The 22,412-nt window shown below is 58.9% G+C and carries 18 protein-coding genes; 9 read left to right on the forward strand and 9 right to left on the reverse strand.

The annotated features are described in order from the left end of the window. Nucleotides 1-114: 114 nt before the first annotated feature. Nucleotides 115-564 (forward strand): hypothetical protein, encoded by a 450-nt coding sequence (locus M9Q49_RS00485; protein WP_254506581.1) that lies wholly within the window; start codon nt 115-117, stop codon nt 562-564. 141 nt (nt 565-705) lie between these two features. On the opposite strand, the gene M9Q49_RS35910 is transcribed toward M9Q49_RS00485, so the two are convergent. From M9Q49_RS35910 to ribA, 3 genes are all read right to left on the reverse strand, one after another. Then, a complete protein-coding gene (locus tag M9Q49_RS35910) occupies nt 706-1,152 on the reverse strand; it encodes an HNH endonuclease (RefSeq protein ID WP_390843053.1) in 447 nt (148 codons plus the stop codon). Continuing rightward, the gene (locus M9Q49_RS00490; RefSeq protein ID WP_254506582.1) at nt 1,152-1,529 is read right to left on the reverse strand and encodes a hypothetical protein; all 378 of its coding nucleotides are present in this window, start codon (nt 1,527-1,529) and stop codon (nt 1,152-1,154) included. Before M9Q49_RS00490 ends, M9Q49_RS35910 begins: the two co-directional genes overlap by 1 nt. Before the next feature lie 66 nt (nt 1,530-1,595). Beyond that, nucleotides 1,596-2,807 carry a GTP cyclohydrolase II gene (gene ribA, locus M9Q49_RS00495; RefSeq protein WP_254506583.1) on the reverse strand — a complete coding sequence of 404 codons (1,212 nt, stop codon included), beginning with the start codon at nt 2,805-2,807 and terminating at the stop codon, nt 1,596-1,598. Nucleotides 2,808-3,035: 228 nt separating this feature from the next. On the opposite strand from ribA, the gene M9Q49_RS00500 reads away from it, so the two are divergent. Then, nucleotides 3,036-4,070, forward strand: coding sequence for a Gfo/Idh/MocA family protein (locus tag M9Q49_RS00500; RefSeq protein WP_254506584.1), 1,035 nt, complete (start codon nt 3,036-3,038; stop codon nt 4,068-4,070). Between the two features lie 21 nt (nt 4,071-4,091). Here M9Q49_RS00500 and ftsY read toward each other — a convergent pair whose 3' ends face one another. Together ftsY and nusB are read right to left on the reverse strand one after the other, a co-directional pair. Beyond that, complete coding sequence (gene ftsY, locus M9Q49_RS00505) at nt 4,092-5,102, reverse strand: signal recognition particle-docking protein FtsY (protein WP_254506586.1); 1,011 nt, start codon at nt 5,100-5,102, stop codon at nt 4,092-4,094. 2 nt (nt 5,103-5,104) lie between these two features. After that, nucleotides 5,105-5,539, reverse strand: coding sequence for a transcription antitermination factor NusB (gene nusB / locus M9Q49_RS00510; RefSeq protein ID WP_254506587.1), 435 nt, complete (start codon nt 5,537-5,539; stop codon nt 5,105-5,107). A 172-nt stretch (nt 5,540-5,711) separates the two neighbouring features. Between nusB and M9Q49_RS00515 the strand changes: the two genes are divergently transcribed. Further along, nucleotides 5,712-7,040: a Gfo/Idh/MocA family protein gene (locus M9Q49_RS00515; RefSeq protein ID WP_254506588.1), complete on the forward strand. Its 1,329-nt coding sequence runs from the start codon at nt 5,712-5,714 to the stop codon at nt 7,038-7,040. Between the two features lie 11 nt (nt 7,041-7,051). Then, nucleotides 7,052-8,959, forward strand: a complete 1,908-nt coding sequence (locus tag M9Q49_RS00520; protein WP_254506589.1) for an outer membrane protein assembly factor BamB family protein — start codon at nt 7,052-7,054, stop codon at nt 8,957-8,959. On the opposite strand, the gene M9Q49_RS00525 is transcribed toward M9Q49_RS00520, so the two are convergent. Beyond that, complete coding sequence (locus M9Q49_RS00525) at nt 8,960-10,726, reverse strand: NADPH-dependent assimilatory sulfite reductase hemoprotein subunit (RefSeq protein ID WP_254506590.1); 1,767 nt, start codon at nt 10,724-10,726, stop codon at nt 8,960-8,962. A 632-nt stretch (nt 10,727-11,358) separates the two neighbouring features. Here M9Q49_RS00525 and M9Q49_RS00530 point away from each other — a divergent pair. Next, nucleotides 11,359-12,687, forward strand: coding sequence for a DUF1501 domain-containing protein (locus M9Q49_RS00530; RefSeq protein WP_254506591.1), 1,329 nt, complete (start codon nt 11,359-11,361; stop codon nt 12,685-12,687). Here the strand turns inward: M9Q49_RS00530 and M9Q49_RS00535 are convergent, their stop codons facing one another. Both M9Q49_RS00535 and M9Q49_RS00540 read right to left on the reverse strand, forming a co-directional pair. Continuing rightward, nucleotides 12,688-13,047 (reverse strand): hypothetical protein, encoded by a 360-nt coding sequence (locus M9Q49_RS00535; protein WP_254506592.1) that lies wholly within the window; start codon nt 13,045-13,047, stop codon nt 12,688-12,690. Beyond that, the gene (locus tag M9Q49_RS00540) at nt 13,044-13,367 is read right to left on the reverse strand and encodes a hypothetical protein (RefSeq protein ID WP_254506593.1); all 324 of its coding nucleotides are present in this window, start codon (nt 13,365-13,367) and stop codon (nt 13,044-13,046) included. Before M9Q49_RS00540 ends, M9Q49_RS00535 begins: the two co-directional genes overlap by 4 nt. Nucleotides 13,368-13,465: 98 nt before the next feature. On the opposite strand from M9Q49_RS00540, the gene M9Q49_RS00545 reads away from it, so the two are divergent. Together M9Q49_RS00545 and M9Q49_RS00550 are read left to right on the forward strand one after the other, a co-directional pair. Further along, on the forward strand, nt 13,466-15,574 hold the full coding sequence (locus M9Q49_RS00545) for a hypothetical protein (RefSeq protein WP_254506594.1): 2,109 nt from the start codon (nt 13,466-13,468) through the stop codon (nt 15,572-15,574). Nucleotides 15,575-15,610: 36 nt separating this feature from the next. Beyond that, complete coding sequence (locus M9Q49_RS00550; protein ID WP_254506595.1) at nt 15,611-17,677, forward strand: hypothetical protein; 2,067 nt, start codon at nt 15,611-15,613, stop codon at nt 17,675-17,677. Between the two features lie 332 nt (nt 17,678-18,009). Here the strand turns inward: M9Q49_RS00550 and M9Q49_RS00555 are convergent, their stop codons facing one another. Then, nucleotides 18,010-19,035 (reverse strand): dipeptide epimerase, encoded by a 1,026-nt coding sequence (locus M9Q49_RS00555; RefSeq protein ID WP_254506596.1) that lies wholly within the window; start codon nt 19,033-19,035, stop codon nt 18,010-18,012. Between the two features lie 197 nt (nt 19,036-19,232). Here M9Q49_RS00555 and M9Q49_RS00560 point away from each other — a divergent pair, with 197 nt between their 5' ends. Both M9Q49_RS00560 and M9Q49_RS00565 read left to right on the forward strand, forming a co-directional pair. Continuing rightward, a complete protein-coding gene (locus M9Q49_RS00560) occupies nt 19,233-21,698 on the forward strand; it encodes a PSD1 and planctomycete cytochrome C domain-containing protein (RefSeq protein WP_254506597.1) in 2,466 nt (821 codons plus the stop codon). 9 nt (nt 21,699-21,707) lie between these two features. Then, complete coding sequence (locus M9Q49_RS00565) at nt 21,708-22,391, forward strand: hypothetical protein (protein ID WP_254506598.1); 684 nt, start codon at nt 21,708-21,710, stop codon at nt 22,389-22,391. Nucleotides 22,392-22,412 lie beyond the last annotated feature (21 nt).

A 22,412-nucleotide genomic window follows, 5' to 3' on the forward strand; every position in this document is an offset into this window, starting at 1 on the left:
GACTGTCGCTGTGCAAATTTAGCTCATGGCCGCCAGGCGAAACCCGCCGCGGCCCGTGGGGTTGGATAAAGAGGAGCAGGTTCTCATCACGACTCTTGTTTGGGGATGGTAGTTATGAAGGTCTTTTCGGCAGTGCTGGCCTTGGGTTTGTGCGCGATTCTTTCTGCTGGCATGTGGGCGGAAGACGGCAAGGGCCCCGGTGGAAAAGGTGGCGGTCCGGGCGGCAAAGGTGGTTTCGGCGGGAAGGGCGGCAAAGGCCCAGGTGGCGGCGGTTTTCAGGAACTCATCAAGAAGTTTGACAAGGACGGCGACGGCAAACTGAGCGACGACGAACGAGCTGCCATGCGCGAAGCGATGCCCAAAGGCGGCTTTGGCGGCAAGGGTGGACCGGGCGGAAAAGGAGGCCCCGGCGGCAAAGGTGGGCCAGGTGGTCCTGGCGGCGGTGGCGACTTTCTGAAGAAGTTCGATAAGGACGGCGACGGCAAACTGAGCGACGCCGAAAAGGCCGCGATGCGCGAAGCGTTTGGTGCTCGTAAGGGCGAAGGAAAGAAGAAGGCTGAGTAAACAGCCGTTGGTTAGACTTCGATTGCGATTCAGGCGAGCCTCGGCATTTGAAAGTGCCGGGGCTTTTTTTGCGAGATGGCAACTTCATTCCTAGCTGGAGTTGTGGGCTCAGAAATGAAAACTCGTCGGCAATCGAAGCACCTATCTTTGGATCACGGTCGATCGCGCGTCATCGTGCGGCGGAAATGCTCCGTAGCTAACCCAAACTGTTCTGAGCGACACCGATTGATCATCGTTGAGGTGCAAGACAACGATCGTCGCTCTTCCAATCGAAGTGACGCCTAAGAGATGCGCTCCATCAACATCCCATTGGAAATGTGAATTCCAGCTTTGATGGCGTGGGTTGAACAGCGGTACTTCGCAATGATTGGACGGATCCTCGGCAGAGACCTTGGTGGCTTTGTGTGAGTTGCATACGCTGCAGGCCAACCACAAGTTGTCTTCGTCGTCGCCACCGCCGCGAACTTCGGGTAGCAGATGCTCAATCTCCAGAGGCCCCAGCACGAGAACTTGTGGCGCGTGGCAATATCCACATCGATTAAGTGCAGCGGCCCGAACTCGGTCTCGAACTGTTCGCGAAATTCCCATCACGAAGTAATGACCGGCACAGAGCGCAAGCCACGACGAATAGCCTCGCCAAGTGCGCGGGCTTGATATAGCTGCAACGCCTGATAGCAAGTCATCAAGTTTTGCAACTCAGCGTGTTCGACCGTTGTAATCTGGCCCGCCTGTTGCAAGTTCAGTAATTCCGAAATTCGGTCAGCGTCGCGCGGCGGCAATCGCAGGTCGGCTGCAGCCACGACTTGGTCGTCGGACCATTGATGCATGCCGGGCGCCGCTTGTTGTTGTAGCGACTCCATAAGCTTCCGCACGGTGTCCGCAACGGAAATGCCTGCGCTACGCGACTGAGCAATAATTTGTGCGGCAAACTCCGCCGGAACACTCAGCAGCACTTCACTCGACATCGCATAACCTTTCAAGATTGCCCGACCGAATTGCTATTATCTTTGAAAGATTACCGCCTGGCAAATCTATTCCCCAGGCAAGTTATGCCCCATCTTGTCGCGCTTGGTGGCGAGATACTTCGCGTTGTGCGGATTGGCTGCCGAGATAATCGGCACTTGGTCGACGACCTGCAGATCGAAGCCGCTGTAGACGAAGGCGTCGGTCTTTTTCGGGTTGTTGGTGAGCAGCCGGATCTTGCGCAGGCCCAGGTCCTTCAGAATTTGGATGCCCACGCCGTAATCGCGCATATCGGCTTTGAAGCCGAGAGCGTGGTTGGCTTCGACGGTGTCGAGTCCTTTTTCCTGCAGGTCGTAAGCGCGGATCTTTTCGACCAGGCCAATGCCGCGACCTTCTTGCGGCAAGTAGACGATCACGCCGCTGCCCGCTTCGTGGATTTGCTTCATGGCCATGTGCAGCTGCGCACCGCAGTCGCAGCGGAGCGAATCGAGCAGGTCGCCCGTGAAGCAGGACGAATGCAACCGCACGAGCGGCGCATCGTTTTCGTCGAGCTTTCCTTTCACCAGCACAATCGGTTGCTGCGTTTCGAAACGGACCTCGTAGGCGATGATTGTGAAGTCGCCGTACTCGCCGGTGGGAATTGTGGCTTGGGCGAGGCGGGTGACGAGCTTTTCACTCACGCGGCGATACGCGATGAGTTGCTCGATCGAGATCATTTTCAAGTTGTGCTTGTCGGCGAGTTCGTTGAGATACGAGCGCGAGGCGCGATCGCCGGTGTCGTCGAGAATTTCGCACAGCACGCCGACCGGCGCGAGGCCGGCCATGCGGCAGAGATCGACGGCGGCCTCGGTATGGCCGGCGCGGCGGAGCACGCCGCCTTCTTTGGCCAGCAACGGATGGACGTGACCAGGGCGGACGAATTCGCCGGCGACGGAATCGCCACGGGCCATCTCGCGGACGGTGCGAGCCCGTTCATCCGCGGTGATGCCGGTCTTGCCGCTGCGGTGATCGATGGGGGTGAGAAAGCCGGTTTGCAGCGGCGCGGTGTTCGAATCGACGATCGACTGCAGATCGAGCCGGGCGGCTGTTTCCGGCAGAAGCGGGGCACAAAACTGGCCACGGCCACTGAGGATGAAATTGACCAATTCGGGAGTCGCCTTCTCGGCGGCACAGATGTAGTCTCCTTCGTTTTCGCGATCTTCGGCGTCGACGACGATAATCACCTCGCCGCGGGCAATGGCGTCGACGGCGGCTTGGATGGGCGAAAACTCACGAAACACAGGGATTCTCCGATGGTGGAAGGCTCCCTGCATTATAGCGCGAAGTCGCACCAGCGACAGGCCGCGCGTAGGATAGGCTTCCAGCCTGTCTTGAGATATTCAGAAGAGTTGCACGGACAGGAAGAGCTGCACGGACAGGCTGGAAGCCTATCCTACGGTTGACCAGCGGTTCGCGCCGCGGCCATGATTCACCTTCATTCACACCTCCCTCTCCGCCAGGAGCCCGCCATGTCTCGCTGCTTGTTGCTCGCTTGCCTGCCGTTGCTATTGCTGAGTTCGCTCGCCGTTGCTCAGGAAAAGGAGCCGGCCAAGAAGGAACTGAAGCTCGGCATCATCGGGCTCGACACTTCGCACTCGATGGCGTTTGCCAAGGAGTTCAACAATCCGAAAGTCGCCGAAGATCTCGCCGGCTGCAAGATCATCGCCGCTTATCCGCGCGGCAGTGCTGATATCGAATCGAGCGCGTCGCGGATTCCTGGTTACACCACGAGCATCAAAGAGCACGGCGTGGAGATCGTCGAATCGCTCGACGAACTGGTGAAGCGCGTCGATTGCGTGTTGCTCGAAACCAACGACGGCCGGCCGCATTTGGAGCAAGCACTCGTCTGTTTCAAGGCCGGCAAACCAACATTCATCGACAAACCAATCGCGGCCTCGCTGGCTGATACCGTTGCGATCTTTCGTGCGGCGAAGAAGTTCAACGTGCCGGTCTTTTCGTCGTCGTCGCTGCGGTTTGCCAAGGGCGCCCAAGAGATTCGCGGCGGCGCAATCGGCGACGTGCAAGGCTGCGATGCTTACAGCCCGTGTTCGCTCGAGAAGACGCATCCCGACCTCTTTTGGTACGGCATCCACGGCGTGGAGACGCTCTTCACCGTGATGGGCACCGGCTGTGAATCGGTCAGCCGCGTGTCGACCGCGGATTACGACGTGGCGACGGGCGTGTGGAGCGGCGGCCGCATCGGCACGTTCCGCGGCATTCGTGCGAAGGGTGGCACGGGTTACGGTGGCACGGCCTTCGGCAGCAAGGGGATTCGCGAGATCGGCAAGTTCGACGGCTATCGGCCGTTGGCAGTCGAGATCACCAAGTTCTTCCGCGGCGGCCCAGCCCCGGTTTCACCGGAAGAGACGATTCAGATCTACGCCTTCATGGAAGCAGCCGATGAAAGCAAACACGAAGGTGGCAAACCCGTGACGCTCGAATCGGTGCTGAAAAAGGCTGAATCCGCAGCGACCGCGCGGTTGGAGTCGCTGGGAGTGAAGTAGCCGGCCTACAACTACAACCAATTACGCCAGGTCCTCAAACAGCGCTTCTACAAACTCCGGCGCTTTGAACTCGGCGAGGTCAGCCGACTTTTCACCGAGGCCGATGAACTTCACCGGGATGGCGAACTTCTCGCGAATGGCGACCACCACGCCCCCTTTCGCCGTGCCGTCGAGCTTGGTGAGCATGATGCCGGTGCACTTGGCAGCCGTCGAAAATCCCTGGGCCTGGCTGATGGCGTTTTGACCCGCCGTGCCGTCGAGCACCAACAGCACTTCGTGCGGCGACTCGGGAATCTGCTTGCTCATCACGCGATGGATTTTTTCGAGCTGCTGCATCAGGTTTGTTTGCGTTTGCAGCCGGCCTGCTGTGTCGACGATGCAAATGTCGGCGTTCAGCTCGACCGCTTTCGCCACGGCGCGATGGGCCACGCTCGCTGGATCGGCGCCAGGATCGCCTTTGACGATTTCAGCGCCCAAGCGATCGGCCCAGATCGTAAGTTGCTCGACAGCGGCAGCGCGGAAGGTATCGCCCGCGCCGAGGACTACCTTTTTGCCTTGATCTTTGAATCGCTGGCAAAGCTTGGCGATGGTTGTGGTTTTGCCCGAGCCGTTCACGCCGACGACGAGAATGATGGTCGGCCCACTCGCCGCAAAGTTGATTTCCTGAGCTTGGCCAGGCTGATCGAGCAGGCCGCGGAGTTCTTGCTTAACCGCGGTAAGAATATCGTTCATATGAACGACACGGCCGCGGAAGTCGACCTTCACGCGATCGCGCAGTTTGTTCGCCGCGGCGACGCCCATGTCGGTCTTGATCAACGCGGCAAAGAGTTCGCCGAGGAATTCGTCGTCGACCAGCCGACCTTCGCGCTTGAACAAGTCGCGAATGTCGGTGTTGAGAATGTCATTCGTCTTCTTCAGCGCCGAGCGGAGCTTGCCGAAAAACGACTGAGGCTGTTCCGGCGCGGGCTTTTCTGCCGGGGCCGGCGGAACGACTTCCTCCGGCTTCTTTTTAAAGTAGTCGAAGAGTCCCATGATTATTCCGCGGGCTTGCCAGGTTTATTCGCGACCCGCCGTTCTTTGACGAAGCGATCCAAGATGCCGTTGACGAAATGGGACGATTGCTTCGCGCCGTATCGCTTGGCCAGTTCGACCGCTTCGTTGATGGCCACACGCTCGGGCGTATCGGAGTGCAGCATTTCATACGCACCGATCCGCAGGATGTTGCGATCGACAACGGCCATCCGCTCGAGGCTCCAGTTGTCTGCCGTTTTCTTCAGCAGCTCGTCGAGCTCCGACCGGTTCTTTCGCACGCCGGCCAGCAGTCCGCGGGCAAACTCCAGCACCTCGGCATCCTGCGTCAGCCGACTGCGCATGAAGTTATCGGCCTGGACTGTGTGACAATCCGGATTCAAATCGATTTCGAAGAGTACTTGCAGCACGACTTCTCGTGCGCGACTGCGGCGACTCATCGGGCGGGCAACTCCAGAGAACAGCGTGGGGGACGGCGACTTCTCTCAGTATACACTTTCGAGGCGATTTCCAGGTACGGGGTTGCGTTTGCATTTGCTGGCTTCCGCCGCGCGCCGCTGCTATGCTCAGCCCACAGCACGCAACTTTCCTCCCGCCTTTGGAGCCTTCGTTATGTCGCGCCCGCTCGATCCGAATTCTCCCCGCCAGCACGAGCTCGATCGCCGCACGTTTTTGCAAGCCGCTGGCGCGATGGCGGGGGCTGCTGTCATCGCAAACCTCGCTCCTGAACAAGTTCGGGCCGAAAAAGGACCGAACGAAAAACTCGTGGTTGGCGTGATGGGTGTGAACGGCCGCGGCGCGGCGTTAACCAAGGGCTTTCTCGCCAATGGCGCGCATGTGGCCTACATCTGCGACGTCGATGAACGGGCGGCAGGCAAGGTGGTTGAAAGCGTCAACAATCAGCAGGAAATCAAAGCGGTCGCTGTCGGCGATTTCCGCAAGATTCTCGACGACAAGCTCGTCGATGTGCTCGTTTGTGCCGCGCCGAACCATTGGCACGCGCCGGCGACCATTCTCGGTTGCTCGGCTGGCAAACACGTCTACGTCGAAAAGCCTTGCTCGCACAATCCGCGCGAAGGGGAACTCGCCGTCGAAGCGGCCCGCAAGAACAACCGCGTCGTGCAGATGGGCAATCAGCGCCGCACTTGGCCCGGCATCGGCGAAGCCATTCAAAAGATCAAGGACGGTGCGATCGGCAAGGTGCATTACGCCCGCGCCTGGTACAACAACAAACGGCCGAACATCAAGCACGGCAAACCCGCCGAAGTGCCGACGTGGTTGAACTGGACGCTCTGGCAAGGGCCGGCTCCCGACAAACCGTTCATGGACAACGTGATCCATTACAACTGGCACTGGAAATGGCACTGGGGCAACGGCGAGCTCGGCAACAACGGCATCCACGCGCTCGACGTTTGCCGCTGGGGTTTGGAGGTCGACTTCCCCAACCGTGTCACTTCCGGCGGCGGCAAGTATCGCCATGACGACGACCAAGAAACGCCCGACACGCACATCGTCACCTACAACTTCCCCGGCAACAAATCGATCATGTGGGAAGGGCTCAGCTGGTCGCCTCTCGGGTCGATGTTGAATCAGTTCGGCTGCAGCTTCCACGGCGAAGAAGGCTCGATCGTGATCATCGATCCCGGCTACAAGCAATACGACAGCAACAACAAAGAAGTCGGCGCGTCCCCCGCCGGCAGTAAAGGCGGTGAGGTCGATCACATCGCGAACTTCCTCGATTGCATTCGCACCGGCAAACGCTCCAACAGCGACATCGAAGAAGGCCACAAGAGCACGCTGCTCTGCCACCTCGGCAACATCGCCCACCGTGTGAACCGCGTGCTGACGACCGATCCGAAGAACGGCCACATTCAAGGTGACGAACAAGCCACCGCGCTGTGGAGCCGCGAATATCGGCCCGGCTGGGAACCGAAGGTGTAGCAATTCCGCGTTTGCGCACTACCGCCGCCTTTCTGTTGATCTGCTCGTGGGCGGCGGTTGCCACGGCACAGTGGCCCCAATGGCGCGGACCGACGCAGGATGGCAACAGCGTTGGCGAATCGCTCGTCGATAAGTTCCCCGAGGGTGGTCCGCCGGTGCTGTGGATCCGCGAGCTAGGCCAAGGCTATTCCAGTTTCGCGGTGGTGAACGAGCGGGCTTATACGCTGACGCAAACGCTCTACGAACAGCAACTGATCTGCCTCGATGCAGCCACCGGCGAAACAATCTGGACGACCAAGATCGGTTGGCCCTACGACGGCGGCGGTCTTTATCCAGGACCACGCTCGACTCCCGCGGTAGTTGGCGAGCGAGTCTTTTATGTCACGCCGCAAGGAACCGCCGGTTGTGCGCAAGCCAGTGACGGCGAGATCGTCTGGCAGGTCGACTTTCAAAAGACCTATGCAGGGACAGGGACCGAGTTTGGTTACTCTGCATCGCCGCTGGTGATCGATGAGCTCGTGATCTTGCCGGTCGGAGGGCCGAGCGCGGGCGTGATCGCGCTACGCGTCGCCGATGGTAGTCTGGCTTGGAAAGCCGGCAAGAAACCGGCGAGCTATTCGACCGCGGTGCCGATCGAATGGCGTGGCGAACCGCTGGTGGCCGTGCTCATGCAGAACTCGCTCTGCTGCGTGCACCGCCGGACCGGCGAACTCTGGTGGGAAGTCTCGCTGTCGGCCGGTTACGACGAACATGCCTCGGCGCCGCTGTACCGCGAGCCTCACCTGCTCATCGCTCGGCCGTTCAAAGGAGGCGCGACCTGTTATGAATTGGTCGCGGACGAAAAGACGGGCCGCTGCAAACCCGTGGAGAAGTGGGACAGCCCGCAACTGTCGAACGATGTCGCCTCGAGCGTGCTCGTCGGCGAAACCATCTTCGGCTTTGATCTGCGCGAAGCGCAGTCGCGGCTGAATCGTCCTTCGCGGGGCACCTTTCGCGCGCTCGATTGGCAGACCGGCGAAACACTCTGGTCTGCGAATGAACCGGGGCAAACGCAACTCATCGCCGCGGGCGACAAACTCGTCGGCTTCAATGATCGAGGCGAAGTGCTGTTGTTTCGTGCATCGCGCGATAACTACGCCGAGCTCGGTAAGGCCGCGGTCTTTCCTGGCGAAGTTTGTTGGACTTCGCCGGCGCTCGCAAATGGCAAGCTGTTGCTGCGAACGCAATCGCGCGCGGCTTGCATCTATCTGGGGCGTTCACCATTAACGAAAGCGAAGGCGGCGATCGGGGTGAGTGATATCCCCAAGCATACGCGTTTCGATCCGACGGTCCTGATCGGCGCCGAGCGGGATTATCCAGCCACGAAGCCCGATGCAGACGACTATTGGCGGTGGGGACTGTTTGGCGTGGTCGCGATCGTCGCCATCGGTGGTCTCACGATGTTCGGAGAATGGTTACTGCCGTCTCGGCAGCACAGCGGGACTTGGCTGATCTTCTTTTGGTCCGCGCTGTTCGTCATCGGTGCCACCGGCAGCCGCGTGATCCATCTGTGGCGCGATGACTATTGGTTTACCTGGCCACTCGCTTTGTGGGCCGTCTATCAGTTGACCATCGGCTTCAGTCTCGCTGGCGGGCGTGCGAAATTTCAAAGTCGCGAGCGGTTCACTTCGTACGCGGTCGGCCTGATGTTTCTGGCCTTGTGCGCGCTCTATTTTCACTTGCTGCGCTGGCTTGGCCTGGCGCTCGAGTGGTGTTTCCTTACCGGCTTTGTGCTGACCTTTCCGCTGGCGGCGACCTGCGAGATCATCGCCAGCCGCGCGGGTGGTTACGCGTGGGCCCGTCGCCTCGCCGCGTACCTCGTTTCGTTCGCTGCTTACTATTGGGCCAGCGTTACCTTTCTCGATTGGTGGCTGTCGTGACTACTTCACGGTCGCAAAGTTGCCCACCCAAGCGGCGAGATCTTCTTGACCTTTGCGATGGCAGAAGTCGCCGAAGGTTTCGTTCGGCTGGCGTTCGGTTTTGAAATATACGAACAGCGGCACGAGCGTGCTGACCACTTCTTCGGACGGCACGTAATCCTTGTACATGAAGTTCAAGCGATCGCCGAGCAAGCGGCCGCCGACGAACACGCTGTACTGATTGCGGGCCCGACCCACGAGACCAACGTCGCAGTTGTAAGGCCGAGCGCACCCGTTCGGGCAGCCCGTCATGCGGACGGTGAACTTCTCGCTCGACAGGCCGAGGCGAGCGAGTTCCACTTCCATTTGATCGATCATGCCGGGCAACGCTCGTTCGCTTTCGGTGATCGACAAACCGCACGTCGGCCAGGCCACGCAGGCCATGCTCCAGCGGCGAACTTCGCTGATCTCTTCGCTCAGCTTGACGCTGTGCTTCTTCAAAATCGCTTCGAGCTTGTCTTTGTTTTCCGGCGCGATGTCGGTGAAGAGAATGCTCTGATGGGCAGTCAAGCGAATGCCCGGATTCAGCGTGCGGCAAACTTCCCGCAGCGCGGTCTTCAGCTGAAAATCGGCCGTGTCCTTGATCCGGCCGTTCTCGACGTTCAGACCATAGAACCACTTGCCATCGCCTTGCTCGAACCATCCCATGTGATCGTCGAAGCCGTACACATCGTTTGGCAGCGGATCAGGCAGCGATCCGCCAAAGTACTCTTCGACCTTGGCTTTGAACTTTTCGATGCCCCAGTTGGCGATGACATACTTCAAGCGAGCTTGCTTGCGATCATCGCGGTTGCCGTAGTCGCGTTGCACCTTGAAGACGGCTTCGATGACTTGCATCACGTTTTCGGGCGTTGCATAGCACAACCGCTTGGCCACGGCTGGGAATGTCTTCTTCACCGAGGGTGAAGTTCCCATGCCACCGCCGACGATCACGTTGTAACCGAGGATCTTGTCGCCCTCGGTGATCGTGATCAGGCCCAAGTCGTTGGCATACAGATCGACGCAGTTGTCGAAATCAAAGCCGATCGCCATCTTGAATTTGCGCGGCATGTAATGCTTGCCGTAGATCGGCTCGACATCAAAGCCATCGCCGGCCTTTTCGTCCATGCCGCCGACGAGTTCCTTTTCGCCAGTCGATGAATCGGTCAACCACACGCTGTGATAAGCGCAAGTCTTCGGGGCAAAGTGATCGGCAATCTTATCGGCCAGCGCCTGCGTCTCGCGATAGATATTGCTGGCGATCGGCGCTGGGCAGCACATCACATTGCGATTCACATCGCCGCAAGCGCCGAGCGTCGACAATTGGATTTCGTTGATCCGCGCGATCGACTTCTTGAGGTTGCTCTTCAGCACGCCATGCAACTGCAAGCCTTGGCGGGTCGTGATCCGCAGCGTGGTGTTGGCCAGTTCATCGCACAGGTCGAGTTCGGCGAGCAGTTGTGCGCTCGTCAGCTTGCCGCCCGGAATCTTGGTCCGGACCATGAAGCTGTAGGCCTTCTTTTTCTTGCCGTCTTCGCCCACCTGGCCGCGCTCGTCGCGGTCGTCTTGCTGATAAGTGCCGTGGAACTTCAGCAGCACTTCGCTGTCGTGACCGAAGTTGGGGTTCTCATCGGCGAGTTCGGTCGCGAGCGGTCCCGCCAGAAACTTGCTGTGATCCTTGACCCCTTCGACCTTGCTGAGCTTGGCTTGCGGATTGAGGGTCGGATAGTTGGGAAGTTGATCGGTCATACTTTTCGCCAGGAAAGACCCGCGGTTGCGGGCGATTACGCGAGAAACGAGCAAATGCCACGGCTGAAACTGGCAACGCCACCAAACATCACCATGTTTACCATCATTGTAAAGTTTCGGTCGTGCCGGTCAAGCAAGTATAGCGGTGCAATAAACTTCCTTAAATGCCAATCGGGCGAAACGGGGAGGCTGGGCAAAGCTTGGCGACGGTTGAAAGGGACACAACCTCACAACACTTGTTTCAGCTCCTGAAATCTCGCAACCCACTTCGGTCAAACACTTTGCGAAAAACAGCCCCTGTTTTCTCACAACACTTTGGCCCCAAATACAACAGTTTCACAACAAAACCACCTCGAGCCACAACGAAGTGGACTGCCAGGTCACAACAAGCCCGACTGATCGCTGGCGTGCTGCAATGTCGCGTCGCCTGCTCGTGCAATCAAATTTCGCCAACTGAGAATAGTATACAGTTGGCCACTTAATATCAAGCCTAGCCCCGAACTTTGCACCCACCGCCACTTTCAAAAAACAATTGCGTTCCGCCAAACCGATCGGATACGATAAGCGCTGCCGAATGGATCAATTCGGCTCCCACCCGAGTGCCCTCCTAGCCTCCCCACCTGAGGTGCCGCATGTTGAATCTCTTCCCCGCCCGGACGCGCGATTGTGAAGGTGTTTCTCGCCGCAGCTTTTTGCAGGTTGGCGCGCTCGGCGGTCTCGGTTTGTCACTGCCTGGTTTGCTCGGCCTGCAATCGGCCGCTCGGGCGGCGGGTAAGTCGTCGCTCGGGCAGTGCAATGTCATTCTCGTCTGGACCCGCGGCGGCACGAGTCATCACGACACGTTCGATCCCAAGCCCGATGCGCCGGTCAATGTGCGCGGCGAATATGGCGTGATCGACACGGCTATTCCTGGCGTGAAGTTCACCGAGATCGTCCCCACGTTTGCCAAAGAGATGAAGCGCTTCGCGCTGCTGCGAGGTTGGAATCCGCAGAACGGCAGCCACGGCGCCGCCGATCAATATGTGATGTCGGGCCGCAAGATGAACCAAGCCGTGCGCTATCCCACGATGGGCTCGGTCGTCAGTTATCACAAGGGATTCAAATCGGCGTTGCCGCCGTTCATTCAGGTCGGCACCGAAGTCGACCGCCGCTTCGGCGGTGGCCAACCGGGACTGCTTGGTCTTGAGCATGGTGCGTTCGAAATCGCTGCCGATCCGAGCAAGGAAGATTTCCGTGTCCGCGACATCACGCCGCCGAGTGGCGTCACTTCCGAGCGCATCGATCGCCGTCGCAAAATGCTCACCGCGGTCGATCAGATCCAGCGGCAAGCCGATCTGCAGCCAGCCGCGTACGCCGCGCTCGATGAGCACTACAAGACCGCGCTCAACATGATCACCGCGCCAGAAACCAAAGGCGCTTTTGAACTTGCCAAAGAAAACGACAAGCTCCGCGACAGCTACGGCCGCAACAAATTCGGCCAGGGGTTGCTCCTCGCTCGTCGCATGATCGAAGCCGGCGTGCGGTTCGTCACCGTGACCGACGGCGGTTGGGACACGCACGCCAACAATTTCAAATCGCTGAAGAACACCCGCATTCCGCCTGTCGACCAAGGCTTGCCGGCGCTGGTGAAAGATCTGGAAGATCGCGGCCTGCTCGACACTACGCTCGTCGTGTGGCTCACCGACTTCGGCCGCACCCCGAAGATCAACTCGGCCAGCGGTCGCGACCACTGGGCGACGTCTGGCTTTGCAATGATGGCCGGCGGCGGAGTTCCGGGCGGCACGGTGCTCGGTTCGACCGACGACGAAGGTGGCTTCGTCACGAAGGACGAATACCTGAGCGAAGACATCGTCACCACCATCTACTCAAAGGTTGGCATCCCAACCGACCTGATGGTGAACGCCCCCGACGGCCGGCCGATCCGGCTGCTCGAAGGAAAGCCGATTAAAGAGTGGATGTAACTACTTGGATGACCCAAGCTCGGCATTCACTTGAGCTTTTTGCAACTCGATCTTGGCAGCGTTGCGTTGAAATTCTGCGCGGCGATATTCTTGCCGACCGAAATCCACAGTCAGTCGCAAGATTTGCTGCTGGGCAAATTCCGCCTCTGCGAGTCGCAACTCCTCCTGGGCCGTTTTTAGTGGCAGCACATCTACGTACTGCTTGGTTGCTTGAATTGCAGCGGTGTGGCGACGAACGCGAACATGTTCGTGCAACCATGCCCAAGTCAGCCCGACTGCCAGCAACAGCCAGAAAACGTCGCGCCAATAGAAGCGACGAAGTTTTCCACGACGTTCCGTTGGTGGTAGTTCGCCACTCACTTTTTGGCCGCTCCCGCGTTTGATTTGGTGCGAACCGTCTCCAGCCTCATCTTGGCGGCCTGGAATCGCGCTTTAGTGAGTTGCACTTCGGTCTGGGAAATTGCACCGGGAGCTTTGCGAACAATATTATCGACCATGGCCTGTTCGGTTTCGGCTACCAAAAACCTGGCCTCAGCACTCTGGAGTGCCAAAGCGTCCAGGCGCTCCGCGGCAACTTGCAGCCTGTCAGCTTCGCGGCGATCGCTCCACCACGCCAGCGCGAGCCCGACCACCAGCAGCAGCCAAAGCAAATCGCGCAGGTGAAGGTGCGGAAGTTTCATCAGATGTACTGGAAGCAAATGATAGTAGCTGCGACCGTCCTACTATAACCCTACAATGGCCGGCTGGCCTATTCGCTTTTCTTTTCGCGGAGCCTGCCATGCGACTTGTTTTGATTGCTGTTCTCTTTTGCGCGCTGATCTGTGGTGCAGTTGTCTCAACATTGCTGGCCGTGACACCCGCGCCAGCCCCACAGCCCGAACCGCCGCCCGATGCACCCGCAAAACTTCCGCCGCCACCACCTGCGGAAGTGCTCGCGCGCATTCAACCGCCGGCCGCCAAGCCAGTGATCAAAACCCGGCAAGAGTTCTCGATTGAGGTCGATCGGTCGAAACAGATCCTAGCCGTCAACGTTCCCAAAAAGGACCTGTGGATCTCGCCGCAAGTCGAAGCGTATCAGACGGTGGAAGTGGTGACCGAGGGTGCGCCGCTACAGCAGACGACGACGGTTCTCGCCCGGTTGAAGAAGGGACGCATTCTTTACACCACGGCCCAGAACCAGGATTGGGTCCAGCTGCAAATTGTGGAGAACGGAGAAGTTCTACGCGGTTGGGTGCAGAAGAAAAACCTCAAGCCCGTCGCCGAAGATCGTCCGCTGCACAAGAGCCTGAACCAAGGCGGGCAGTACGCTTCGGCAGCGATGCTGGTTCAAAAAGGGAAGCAGTTCGACGATGGCCTGTATGCTGCCGTAGAGCTAGCGATGCAAAACGGACTCGGCCCCACGACGGGCAAAAAAGATTGGCTGCCGCGACTCGCGGCCGCGGTGAAAGCCGATGCCGGCGGTACTCCGCTGGCGACAATCTTTGCCGCGACTGAACTGAGCGGCAATTCGCCGCCAGTTCCGCCAGCGATCGCGAAACTCAAAAGTGACGCGCTCACCAAATTCCTCGCCGATGAAAAACGGAGCAAACCGATCGGCTTCTACACCTGGTCAAAGCCACTGGAAGCCATCTTCCGCCAGGACCGAATGCTGCAGAGCAGTGTGTTGGCGAAACACAATGCGGCCAGCATCACAGCCATCGGTCAGGCCCTCGCCGCCGATGCCTCCGCCCGCGAGAGCTACGAAAAAACGATGCGGCTGAACGAACGTTTGACGAACAAGCTCAAAGGGCCCGGCTATCGCAATGTGCTGGCCGCAATTGATGCCGGCAAGACACCGGAATTTGATCCCAATGAGCAGATTAGCTTGCTGCCGCCGTCGCGCAGTCACGAGACCGATCTCATTATGAGGCTCTACGGCGATCGACCAATCCCGGCGGGTTTTGATCTGATGAACGAAGTCATCACGCGGCTAAAAAACGGCCAGCTGTCGTTTCAGCCCCAAGCCGACTCGGGTTGGTACGATCACCAACTCTGGTCCCTTGAATCACTGGTCCGCTTCGACAAGTCGCTTGAGGCGAGCAGGCTGCGGCCGAACGATTTGTACCACAAACATCTCGAGAATCTCTTCAAGGGAACCTATGCCCTGATGCGCGAGACGCATATCAAACAACTCGATCACCCCGCGCCAGCCTCGGCCGCGCCGCCACCGATGATCGAGCGCGAAAAAGTTTACATCACCCCTGACCCGCATGTGGAACTGTTGCCGACCATGTATCTGCGGCGGGCAGCCTCCTATCGCTTTGCGCGTAGCGTGCTGATCGAGATCTTCGGCCAGGAAAACGTCGCGAAGATGTTTCGGCAAACGGCGAACGGACCTGTCGAAACAAACCTACTGGAAGAACTCGATCAACTGGCCGGACTATTCGGTGGCGCGTACATCACCGCCTGTCGCGAAATCGGCATGCCCGCAGAAGCCGCCGCTGAAATCGGCAACGGTAAAACGGCCGACGAGCAAGCAGTGGGCTTCTTGCGGTGGTTGGCTGCGCTTCGTTCCGATCCCGATCTCGCGCCCGACGTGCGGATGATGGCGCCGGTCTTCTTCGATCAGCAGCGGGGTAAAAACAAAGTGTGGCTGATGCTCGGCTGGGAAGAAGCTTCGAGCACGATCAGTTATGCACAAACGCCGACGGTGACCGTTACCGATCGTGATGGCAAACCAGTGGCAGCCGACACCGGCCCGGAAATTCACTTCGGCTCGAACTACTGCAGCCTCGCTACACCAGCCTTCGCCGAAGTTTATGTAACAAAGATCCTCAACCGCGCCGAATTCCGCCGCCACTGCGACACGTATCAAACCAAAGCTGCGATCCTGGCGAATTTGGAATAGAGAACAGAGCAATTATTTCGACTCATGGAGGTTGTCATGCGTTTTGGTCTTCTGTGGCTTATCGTCTTCGTTTCCTGCTCTCTTGGGTCGGCACAGGAAGTTCCGCTGACACTTCCGCCACGTCCGTCTCCCGAAGTCCTGGCGCGTATTCAACCGGCGGTGGTGAAGCCGGTTATCAAAACGAGGCAGGGCTATACCCTGGAGTTCGATCGGTCAAAACAGATCCTGAGCGTGCGAATTCCCAAAAAGGAAGATTCGATTTCTGATGAGATTGGACGGGGTAACACCGTCGAAGTCATTGCGGATGACGTTCCACTCCAGGAATCTAACAAGGTGCTTGCGCGGCTCAAGAAGGGGCGCATTCTGTTTGTGACGAAGGAAGACAAGGGTTTGGTGCAAGTCGCAATTGTGGAAAACGGCGAGGTACTGCGCGGCTGGGTGCCGACGAATCAACTCAAGTTGCTGGCCGAGACACAACAACCATTGCCGTGGTTGGCCTGGCAACCCGAGTGTGCGTCGGCGGCGATGTTGATTCAGAAGGGGAAGCAGTTCGATGACGGCCTATACGCTGCCGTTGAACTCGCGCTGCAAAACGGCCTGGACGCGACATCCGGCAAAAAGGATTGGTTGCCGCGACTGGCAGCAGCCGTGAAGGCGGATGCCGGCGGGACTCCACTGGCAGTGCTCCATGCCGCGATAGAATTGAGCGGCAACGCTCCGCCGACTCCTGCCGCAATTGCCAATCTCAAAAAACAGGCACTGGCGAATTTCCTCGCGGATGAAAAGCAGAGCAAACCGATCGGCTTCTACACCTGGTCGAAGGAACTTGCAGCCATCTTTCAGCAGGATCGCATACTGCAAAGCGAACTCGATTCCACGCAAAATGGCGCCGGCATCCTCGCGATCGGCAAGGCACTCGCCGCCGATACGGCCGCCCGCGCGAGCTACGAGAAGATGCTTCGCTTGAACGAGCGACTAACGAACAAGCTGACCGGCGCTGGCTATCGCGAAGTGCTCGCCAGTCTCGACGCCGGAAAAACCCCCGATTTCAAGACACTGGGGCAAATCAGTTTTCTGCCGCCGTCGCGCAGTCACGAAACCGATCTCGCCCTGCGGCTGTTTGCGGCTCAGCCTGTACCCGCGAATTTCGACTTGATGACGGAAGTCATCACGCGACTCAAGGACGGCCGGCTGTCGTTTCAGCCCCGCGAGGACTCCGGCTGGTATGACCATCAGTTGTGGTCGCTCGAGTCGCTCGTCCGTTACGACCAATCGCCCGAAGCGTTCCGGCTTTCCCCGGACAGCGAGTACCTTAAGCATCTGGAGGAACTCTTCAAGGGAAGCTATGCCCTGATGCGCGAGACTCACATCAAGCCACTTCGAGCTAGCCGACTTGGTTCGGCGCCGGGGGACCGTGGGCCGAAGATCGAACGGGAGATTGTTGTTGTCTCGCCCGATCCTCAAGTCGAAATGCTGCCAACGATGTACTTGCGGCGGGCGGCCTCTTATCGATTCGTGCGCGGCGTGCTGATCGAAATCTTCGGTCAGGACAATGTTGCCAAGATGCGCAGGCAGACCGCAGACGGCCCAGTCGAGATGAACCTGCTCGCGGAGCTCGATCAAATGGCCGGCATCTTCGGCGGTGCTTATTTCACTGCCTGTCGCAATTGCGGCTTAAAAGAAGAAGCGAATGCAGCCGAAATCGGTAACGGTAAATCAGCCGACGAACAGTCCGTCGGATTTCTCCGGTGGGTCGCTGCTTTGCCGTCAGATCCCGATACTGCGACGGACTCGCGTATGATGGCACCAGTCTTTTATGATCTGCAGCGGAAGAAAACGAAGGTCTGGCTGATGCTGGGCTGGGAGGGAGTGTCGAGCTTAGTTGGCTACGCTCGGCATCCCGCGACGAAAATCATCGATGCGGACGGCAAGGAACCGGCCGCCGACACCGGCCCGCGCGTAGTCTTTCGCGAGCGCGAGTGCCGCCTGACCGCGCCGGTCTTCGCCGAAGTGTATGTGACCAAAATCCTCAATCGCGCCGAATTCCGCCGCCACTGCGACACGTATCAAACCAAAGCTGCGATCCTGGCGAATTTAGAATAAGAGTCGTCCTCAAGTCGTCGAACGCTCTGCGGTCGATGAATGGAGCCAAGCCCTGCCGCGCGCCCAGGAATAAGCGCCAGCGATATTCCGGCTGTTGGCGAGTGGACCTATTGTCGCCGAATCGCTCCGCGTTCGGCCAAATGCCGCTGGACCTGCAGTGTGCTGCGGGTTGCTCGAAGACTTCCCTGCGCGAACTTCACTCGCCGAAATGCCGAAAGTCGCGGCGCTCTTTCGGCGGCTATCGGCAGGTTGCCCTCGGCCATCGTTCAGGGACTGAACGACGACTGTGAGTCGTCGAACGCTCCGCGATCGATGAATGAACTCGGCCTCGCCTAAACCGCCCGGGCCAGCAACTGCACGCCAGTCCCCGGCGCATCGGGGTAATGACAAATCCCCCGTTCGACGCGCACACCGGTCGCGATATCTTTCGCCAATAACACCGCGCCATCCATATCGACGTAATCAAGCAACGGCAGCAATTGGGCGATGGCCGAGATGCCGACGGTCGATTCGGTCATGCAGCCGACCATCACCGATAGGCCGAGTTGCCGCGCCTCGGCAATCATTCTTCGAGCGGGAGTGAGGCCGCCGCACTTCACCAGCTTGATGTTGATGCCGTGAAACAATCCCGCGCAGCGGCGGACATCGCTTTCCACAATGCAACTTTCATCGGCGATGATCGGCAGCACGATCGACTCGCGGACGCGGCGAATGTCTTCCCAGCGATCGGCCGGCAACGGCTGTTCGATGAACTCCACGCCGAGGGCTTTCAGCTGCGGCGCATACTCGAGGGCTTGTTCCGCCGACCAACCGCAGTTGGCGTCGACGCGAAAAGTTGCCGACGTGTGCTTGCGCAATTCACGCACGATCTCAATGTCGTTCGCCGTGCCGAGCTTGATCTTGTAGATCGGCCAATCGGGAAACTCCTGCAGCTTCTCGAGCATTTTGGGAATCGTATCGATGCCGATGGTGTAATTCGACGCGGGAATTTTCGCGGTCGACAAACCCCACATTTCATACACCGGTTTGCCCGCGCGCTTGCCCCACAAATCATGCGCCGCCTGATCGATCGCACAGAGCGAAAACGGATCGCTCGCGAGCGCCGGTTGCAATTGCTGCCAAAGTTCCTCAGGCCGATTCCACGTCGCGGTCTCAATCATCGGCCGCAACGTTTCGATCCGCTGCGTCATCGCTTCGATCGTCGCGCCGTAATATTTATTCGCCGTCGCTTCGCCGTAGCCGCGATGCTCGCCGTCACGCAGTTCGACGATCAACGTCGGCTGGGTGTTGATCGACTCGCGCGAGATGGTGAAGGTGTGTGCGAGCGGTAAATCGAACGAGTGGAGTTTGAGTTGCATGAGAGTCGCTCATCGTCGTCTTTCGCTCCGCGAAAGAACGCGTCTGCTTCCGGTTTGAGTGGCAACAAAATTCCGACTTGCCAAAGACGCGTCCTTTCACGGAGTGAAAGGCGACTGTGGTAAAATTGACAGCCCCGCGCCGGTTGGCTAGCGTGACACCTGCCTGCCCGCTCGATTCTAGCGAGAACTCCCGCCTTATGGTTTCCTCCCGCCGACGAATCTGTTTTTCCCTCCTGCTGCTCGCTGGCTTGCTGTTCGGCGTGCAGTCGCGTGTTCGCGCTGACGACAAGACCGAGCAACCCACGCCGGAGCAACTCGAGTTTTTCGAAAAGCGAATCAGGCCGATCTTTGTCACGCATTGCTATGAATGTCACAGCGGCGAGAAGAAGAAAAACGAAGGCTCGCTGACGGTCGATTCGCGGGCGGCGCTGCTCAAAGGCGGCGATTCCGGTCCGGCGATCATCGTCGGCGATGCGGAAAAGAGTCTGCTGATGATCGCTGTCCGGCAGAACGACAAAGATTTGAAGATGCCGCCTGAAAGCAAGCTCTCGGCAGCACAGATCGACGACCTGGCCGCGTGGATCAAGATGGGCGCGGCCGATCCGCGTGTTGCCGTCACGACAGATCTAGCCGCCCGACCGAAAACGGGCATGAGTCTGGAAGAAGGCCGCAAGTTCTGGTCGTTTCAACCGGTGAAAGATCCACAGCCGCCGGCAGTGAAGAACACAGCTTGGCCGCGAAATGCACTCGACAACTTCACACTCGCGCGCATGGAAGTAGTTGCCGTTTCTCCTGCGACCGATGCAGATAAGCGAACGCTATTGCGGCGAGTCACATACGATCTAACGGGCCTGCCGCCCACACCGGAGGAGATGGCGGCGTTCGTTGTCGATGATTCGCCGCAGGCGTGGGAGCGCGTGATCGATCGGCTGCTTGCCTCGCCGCGCTACGGCGAACGTTGGGGTCGGCATTGGCTCGATGTGGTGCGCTATGCCGATACTTGCGGCAACGCGTCGGACTATCCCGTGCCGCAGGCGCACAAGTATCGCGACTGGGTGATTGCCGCGCTCAACCGTGACTTGCCCTACGATCAATTTCTCCGCGAACAACTCGCCGGCGATTTGCTGCCGAGTGAGAATGACGCACAGCGGTTCGAGCGTGTCACGGCAACTGGCTATCTCGCTATCGCGCGGCGGTTTGGAGGCGATCGGATGGGGGAACATCATCTGACGCTGGAGGACACCATCGACAACGTCGGCCGCGCGATGCTGGGGACGAGCATCGCGTGTGCTCGTTGTCACGATCACAAGTTCGATCCGTTCACGGTCAGCGACTACTACGGGTTGTACGGCATCTTCAGTAGCACGCGTTATCCATTTCCCGGCGCCGAAGTGGGCCGCGAACAAGTCGATTTCGTGCCGTTGCTCACGGCGGAACAAATCGACGCGCTAAACAAACCGCATCAAGAACGACTCGCCGCGCTGCAGGCGGAAGTCGCGCAATTGCAAGCCGCCGAAGCCGAAGCGAAGAAGGCCGAAGAGACTCCCGAGAAAGCAGCCAAGGTCGCCGAAGCAACAAAGCTACTGAAAGAAGCTCAGCAACGACACGCAGCCGCGGCGAAAGAAAAGCCGGTGATCAGCAACGCCTACGCGGTTGCCGAAACGGCGGCAGCGAATGCGAAGGTGCATTTGCGTGGCGATCCCAAACGCCTCGGCGATGAAGTGCAACGGCACTTCCCGGCGATCCTCGGCGGCCAAGAGTTGGCCGCTGACTCCAAGGGCAACAGCGGTCGGCTGCAATTGGCCCATTGGATTACCGCTCCGGAAAATCCGCTTACCGCCCGCGTGATCGTCAACCGTGTCTGGCAATACCACTTCGGCCGCGGCGTGGTCGAAACGCCCAACGACTTCGGCAAGCAAGGGAAAGCGCCGACGCACCCCGAGCTGCTCGACTATCTCGCATCGCGACTCGTGCAGAACGGCTGGTCGCTGAAGTCGCTGCACAAGCTCATTCTCATGTCGCACACTTGGCAACTGAGCTGCAACGACGTTGCCGCGAGTAGCAAAGTCGATCCCAACAACGAACTCTTCTGGCGGTACACACGTCGACGACTTGATGCGGAGTCGTTGCGAGATTCGCTCCTCATGGTCAGCGGCGAACTCGATGAGTCACCGGCCGGCGCACATCCTTTTCCGCCGGCGCACACCTGGGGCTGGACGCAGCACAATCCGTTCAACGCCGTGTACGAAACCAAACGCCGCAGCATTTATCTGATGCAGCAACGGCTCAAAAAGAATCCTTACCTCGCGATCTTCGACGGCGCTGACCCAAGCTCCAGCACGGCAGTTCGATTGCCGAGTACCACGCCGTTGCAAGCTCTGTTTATGCTCAACGATCCGTTTGCTCATCAGAGCGCCGCGAAGTTCGCTGCCCGCGTGATTGCTGCCAAATCGGACGAACCAGCGCGGATTGAAACGATCTATCAGCTGACGATGACACGTTCACCGAGCGCCGACGAAGCCCGCGAGTGCAGTGAGTTCCTGAAGGCCTATCGCGAGAAACTCACCGCCCGTGGCGTACCGCCACCGCAAGTCGATGGTGATACGTGGTCGGCGCTCGCGCGAGCGATACTTAGCAGCAACGAATTTGCGTTTGTGGATTAAGGAACAGCGATGGGCTTTTACACGGGACTCGTTTACTACCGGCCGGGCGCTCCACCGGTTGTTACCTGCGCAGAATTGGCAGCGTGGATTGCCGCAGTCACTGCAACGCAAACGCTGCATGGTGGCAACCATCTTTCGCTCAAGGTCAAGTTCGGCGAAGCCATTGACCAAGACTATGAAACTGACAGCATCTTTGACCTCGACTGCGAAATCGACTCACGAGATTTCAAAACGGTCGAGATGATGACGCAGCAGCTGGCCGGACGCAAGGAAACCATTTATCGCGCCTTCGTCAGCCTGGATCGGTTGCGCGACGACGTTGTTCAGCCGATCACGCGAGTCGGCTCGCCCGAGAACAAGATCGATTTTTGGCCGAGCTATTTGTCGCTCTCGATTGGCCCCGTGCAATGCTACGAACTGGGCGGCGAAGAACCGATTATCACGGGTTGTCTCGCTCTTTCGATTTCCGGTAACGGCTATTTGTATCCGTGGAAGTTTGCGGACGTGGTGCGACGATTGGAAGGTTCCGCGGAGATTCAGCGCTTAATGCAAGCCTGTCGCGATCAATGGCCCGTCGCACCCGACAAGCCGAGCGCCGAAGCCGTGGCCAACCGCCAAGAGGTGGGAACGCTGTGGCCCTATGATTTGAACAAGCCGCGCGATTGGTTTTGGGGATTGCAAGAATCGGGTTAGTTTCACGGGGACGATTTAACA

Origin of the sequence: Anatilimnocola floriformis (genome assembly GCF_024256385.1) — a bacterium.
GTDB classification, from domain to species: domain Bacteria; phylum Planctomycetota; class Planctomycetia; order Pirellulales; family Pirellulaceae; genus Anatilimnocola; species Anatilimnocola floriformis.

Bases quoted from the DNA above. Each gene is read 5' to 3' on its own strand.
- M9Q49_RS00525 (WP_254506590.1), bottom strand. From the start codon at position 10,726: ATGACCGATCAACTTCCCAACTATCCGACCCTCAATCCGCAAGCCAAG.
- M9Q49_RS00565 (WP_254506598.1), top strand. From the start codon at position 21,708: ATGGGCTTTTACACGGGACTCGTTTACTACCGGCCGGGCGCTCCACCG.
- M9Q49_RS00515 (WP_254506588.1), top strand. From the start codon at position 5,712: ATGTCGCGCCCGCTCGATCCGAATTCTCCCCGCCAGCACGAGCTCGAT.
- ftsY (WP_254506586.1), bottom strand. From the start codon at position 5,102: ATGGGACTCTTCGACTACTTTAAAAAGAAGCCGGAGGAAGTCGTTCCG.
- M9Q49_RS35910 (WP_390843053.1), bottom strand. From the start codon at position 1,152: ATGGGAATTTCGCGAACAGTTCGAGACCGAGTTCGGGCCGCTGCACTT.
- nusB (WP_254506587.1), bottom strand. From the start codon at position 5,539: ATGAGTCGCCGCAGTCGCGCACGAGAAGTCGTGCTGCAAGTACTCTTC.
- M9Q49_RS00550 (WP_254506595.1), top strand. From the start codon at position 15,611: ATGCGTTTTGGTCTTCTGTGGCTTATCGTCTTCGTTTCCTGCTCTCTT.
- M9Q49_RS00500 (WP_254506584.1), top strand. From the start codon at position 3,036: ATGTCTCGCTGCTTGTTGCTCGCTTGCCTGCCGTTGCTATTGCTGAGT.
- M9Q49_RS00490 (WP_254506582.1), bottom strand. From the start codon at position 1,529: ATGTCGAGTGAAGTGCTGCTGAGTGTTCCGGCGGAGTTTGCCGCACAA.
- M9Q49_RS00555 (WP_254506596.1), bottom strand. From the start codon at position 19,035: ATGCAACTCAAACTCCACTCGTTCGATTTACCGCTCGCACACACCTTC.
- M9Q49_RS00560 (WP_254506597.1), top strand. From the start codon at position 19,233: ATGGTTTCCTCCCGCCGACGAATCTGTTTTTCCCTCCTGCTGCTCGCT.
- M9Q49_RS00540 (WP_254506593.1), bottom strand. From the start codon at position 13,367: ATGAAACTTCCGCACCTTCACCTGCGCGATTTGCTTTGGCTGCTGCTG.
- M9Q49_RS00485 (WP_254506581.1), top strand. From the start codon at position 115: ATGAAGGTCTTTTCGGCAGTGCTGGCCTTGGGTTTGTGCGCGATTCTT.
- M9Q49_RS00545 (WP_254506594.1), top strand. From the start codon at position 13,466: ATGCGACTTGTTTTGATTGCTGTTCTCTTTTGCGCGCTGATCTGTGGT.
- M9Q49_RS00530 (WP_254506591.1), top strand. From the start codon at position 11,359: ATGTTGAATCTCTTCCCCGCCCGGACGCGCGATTGTGAAGGTGTTTCT.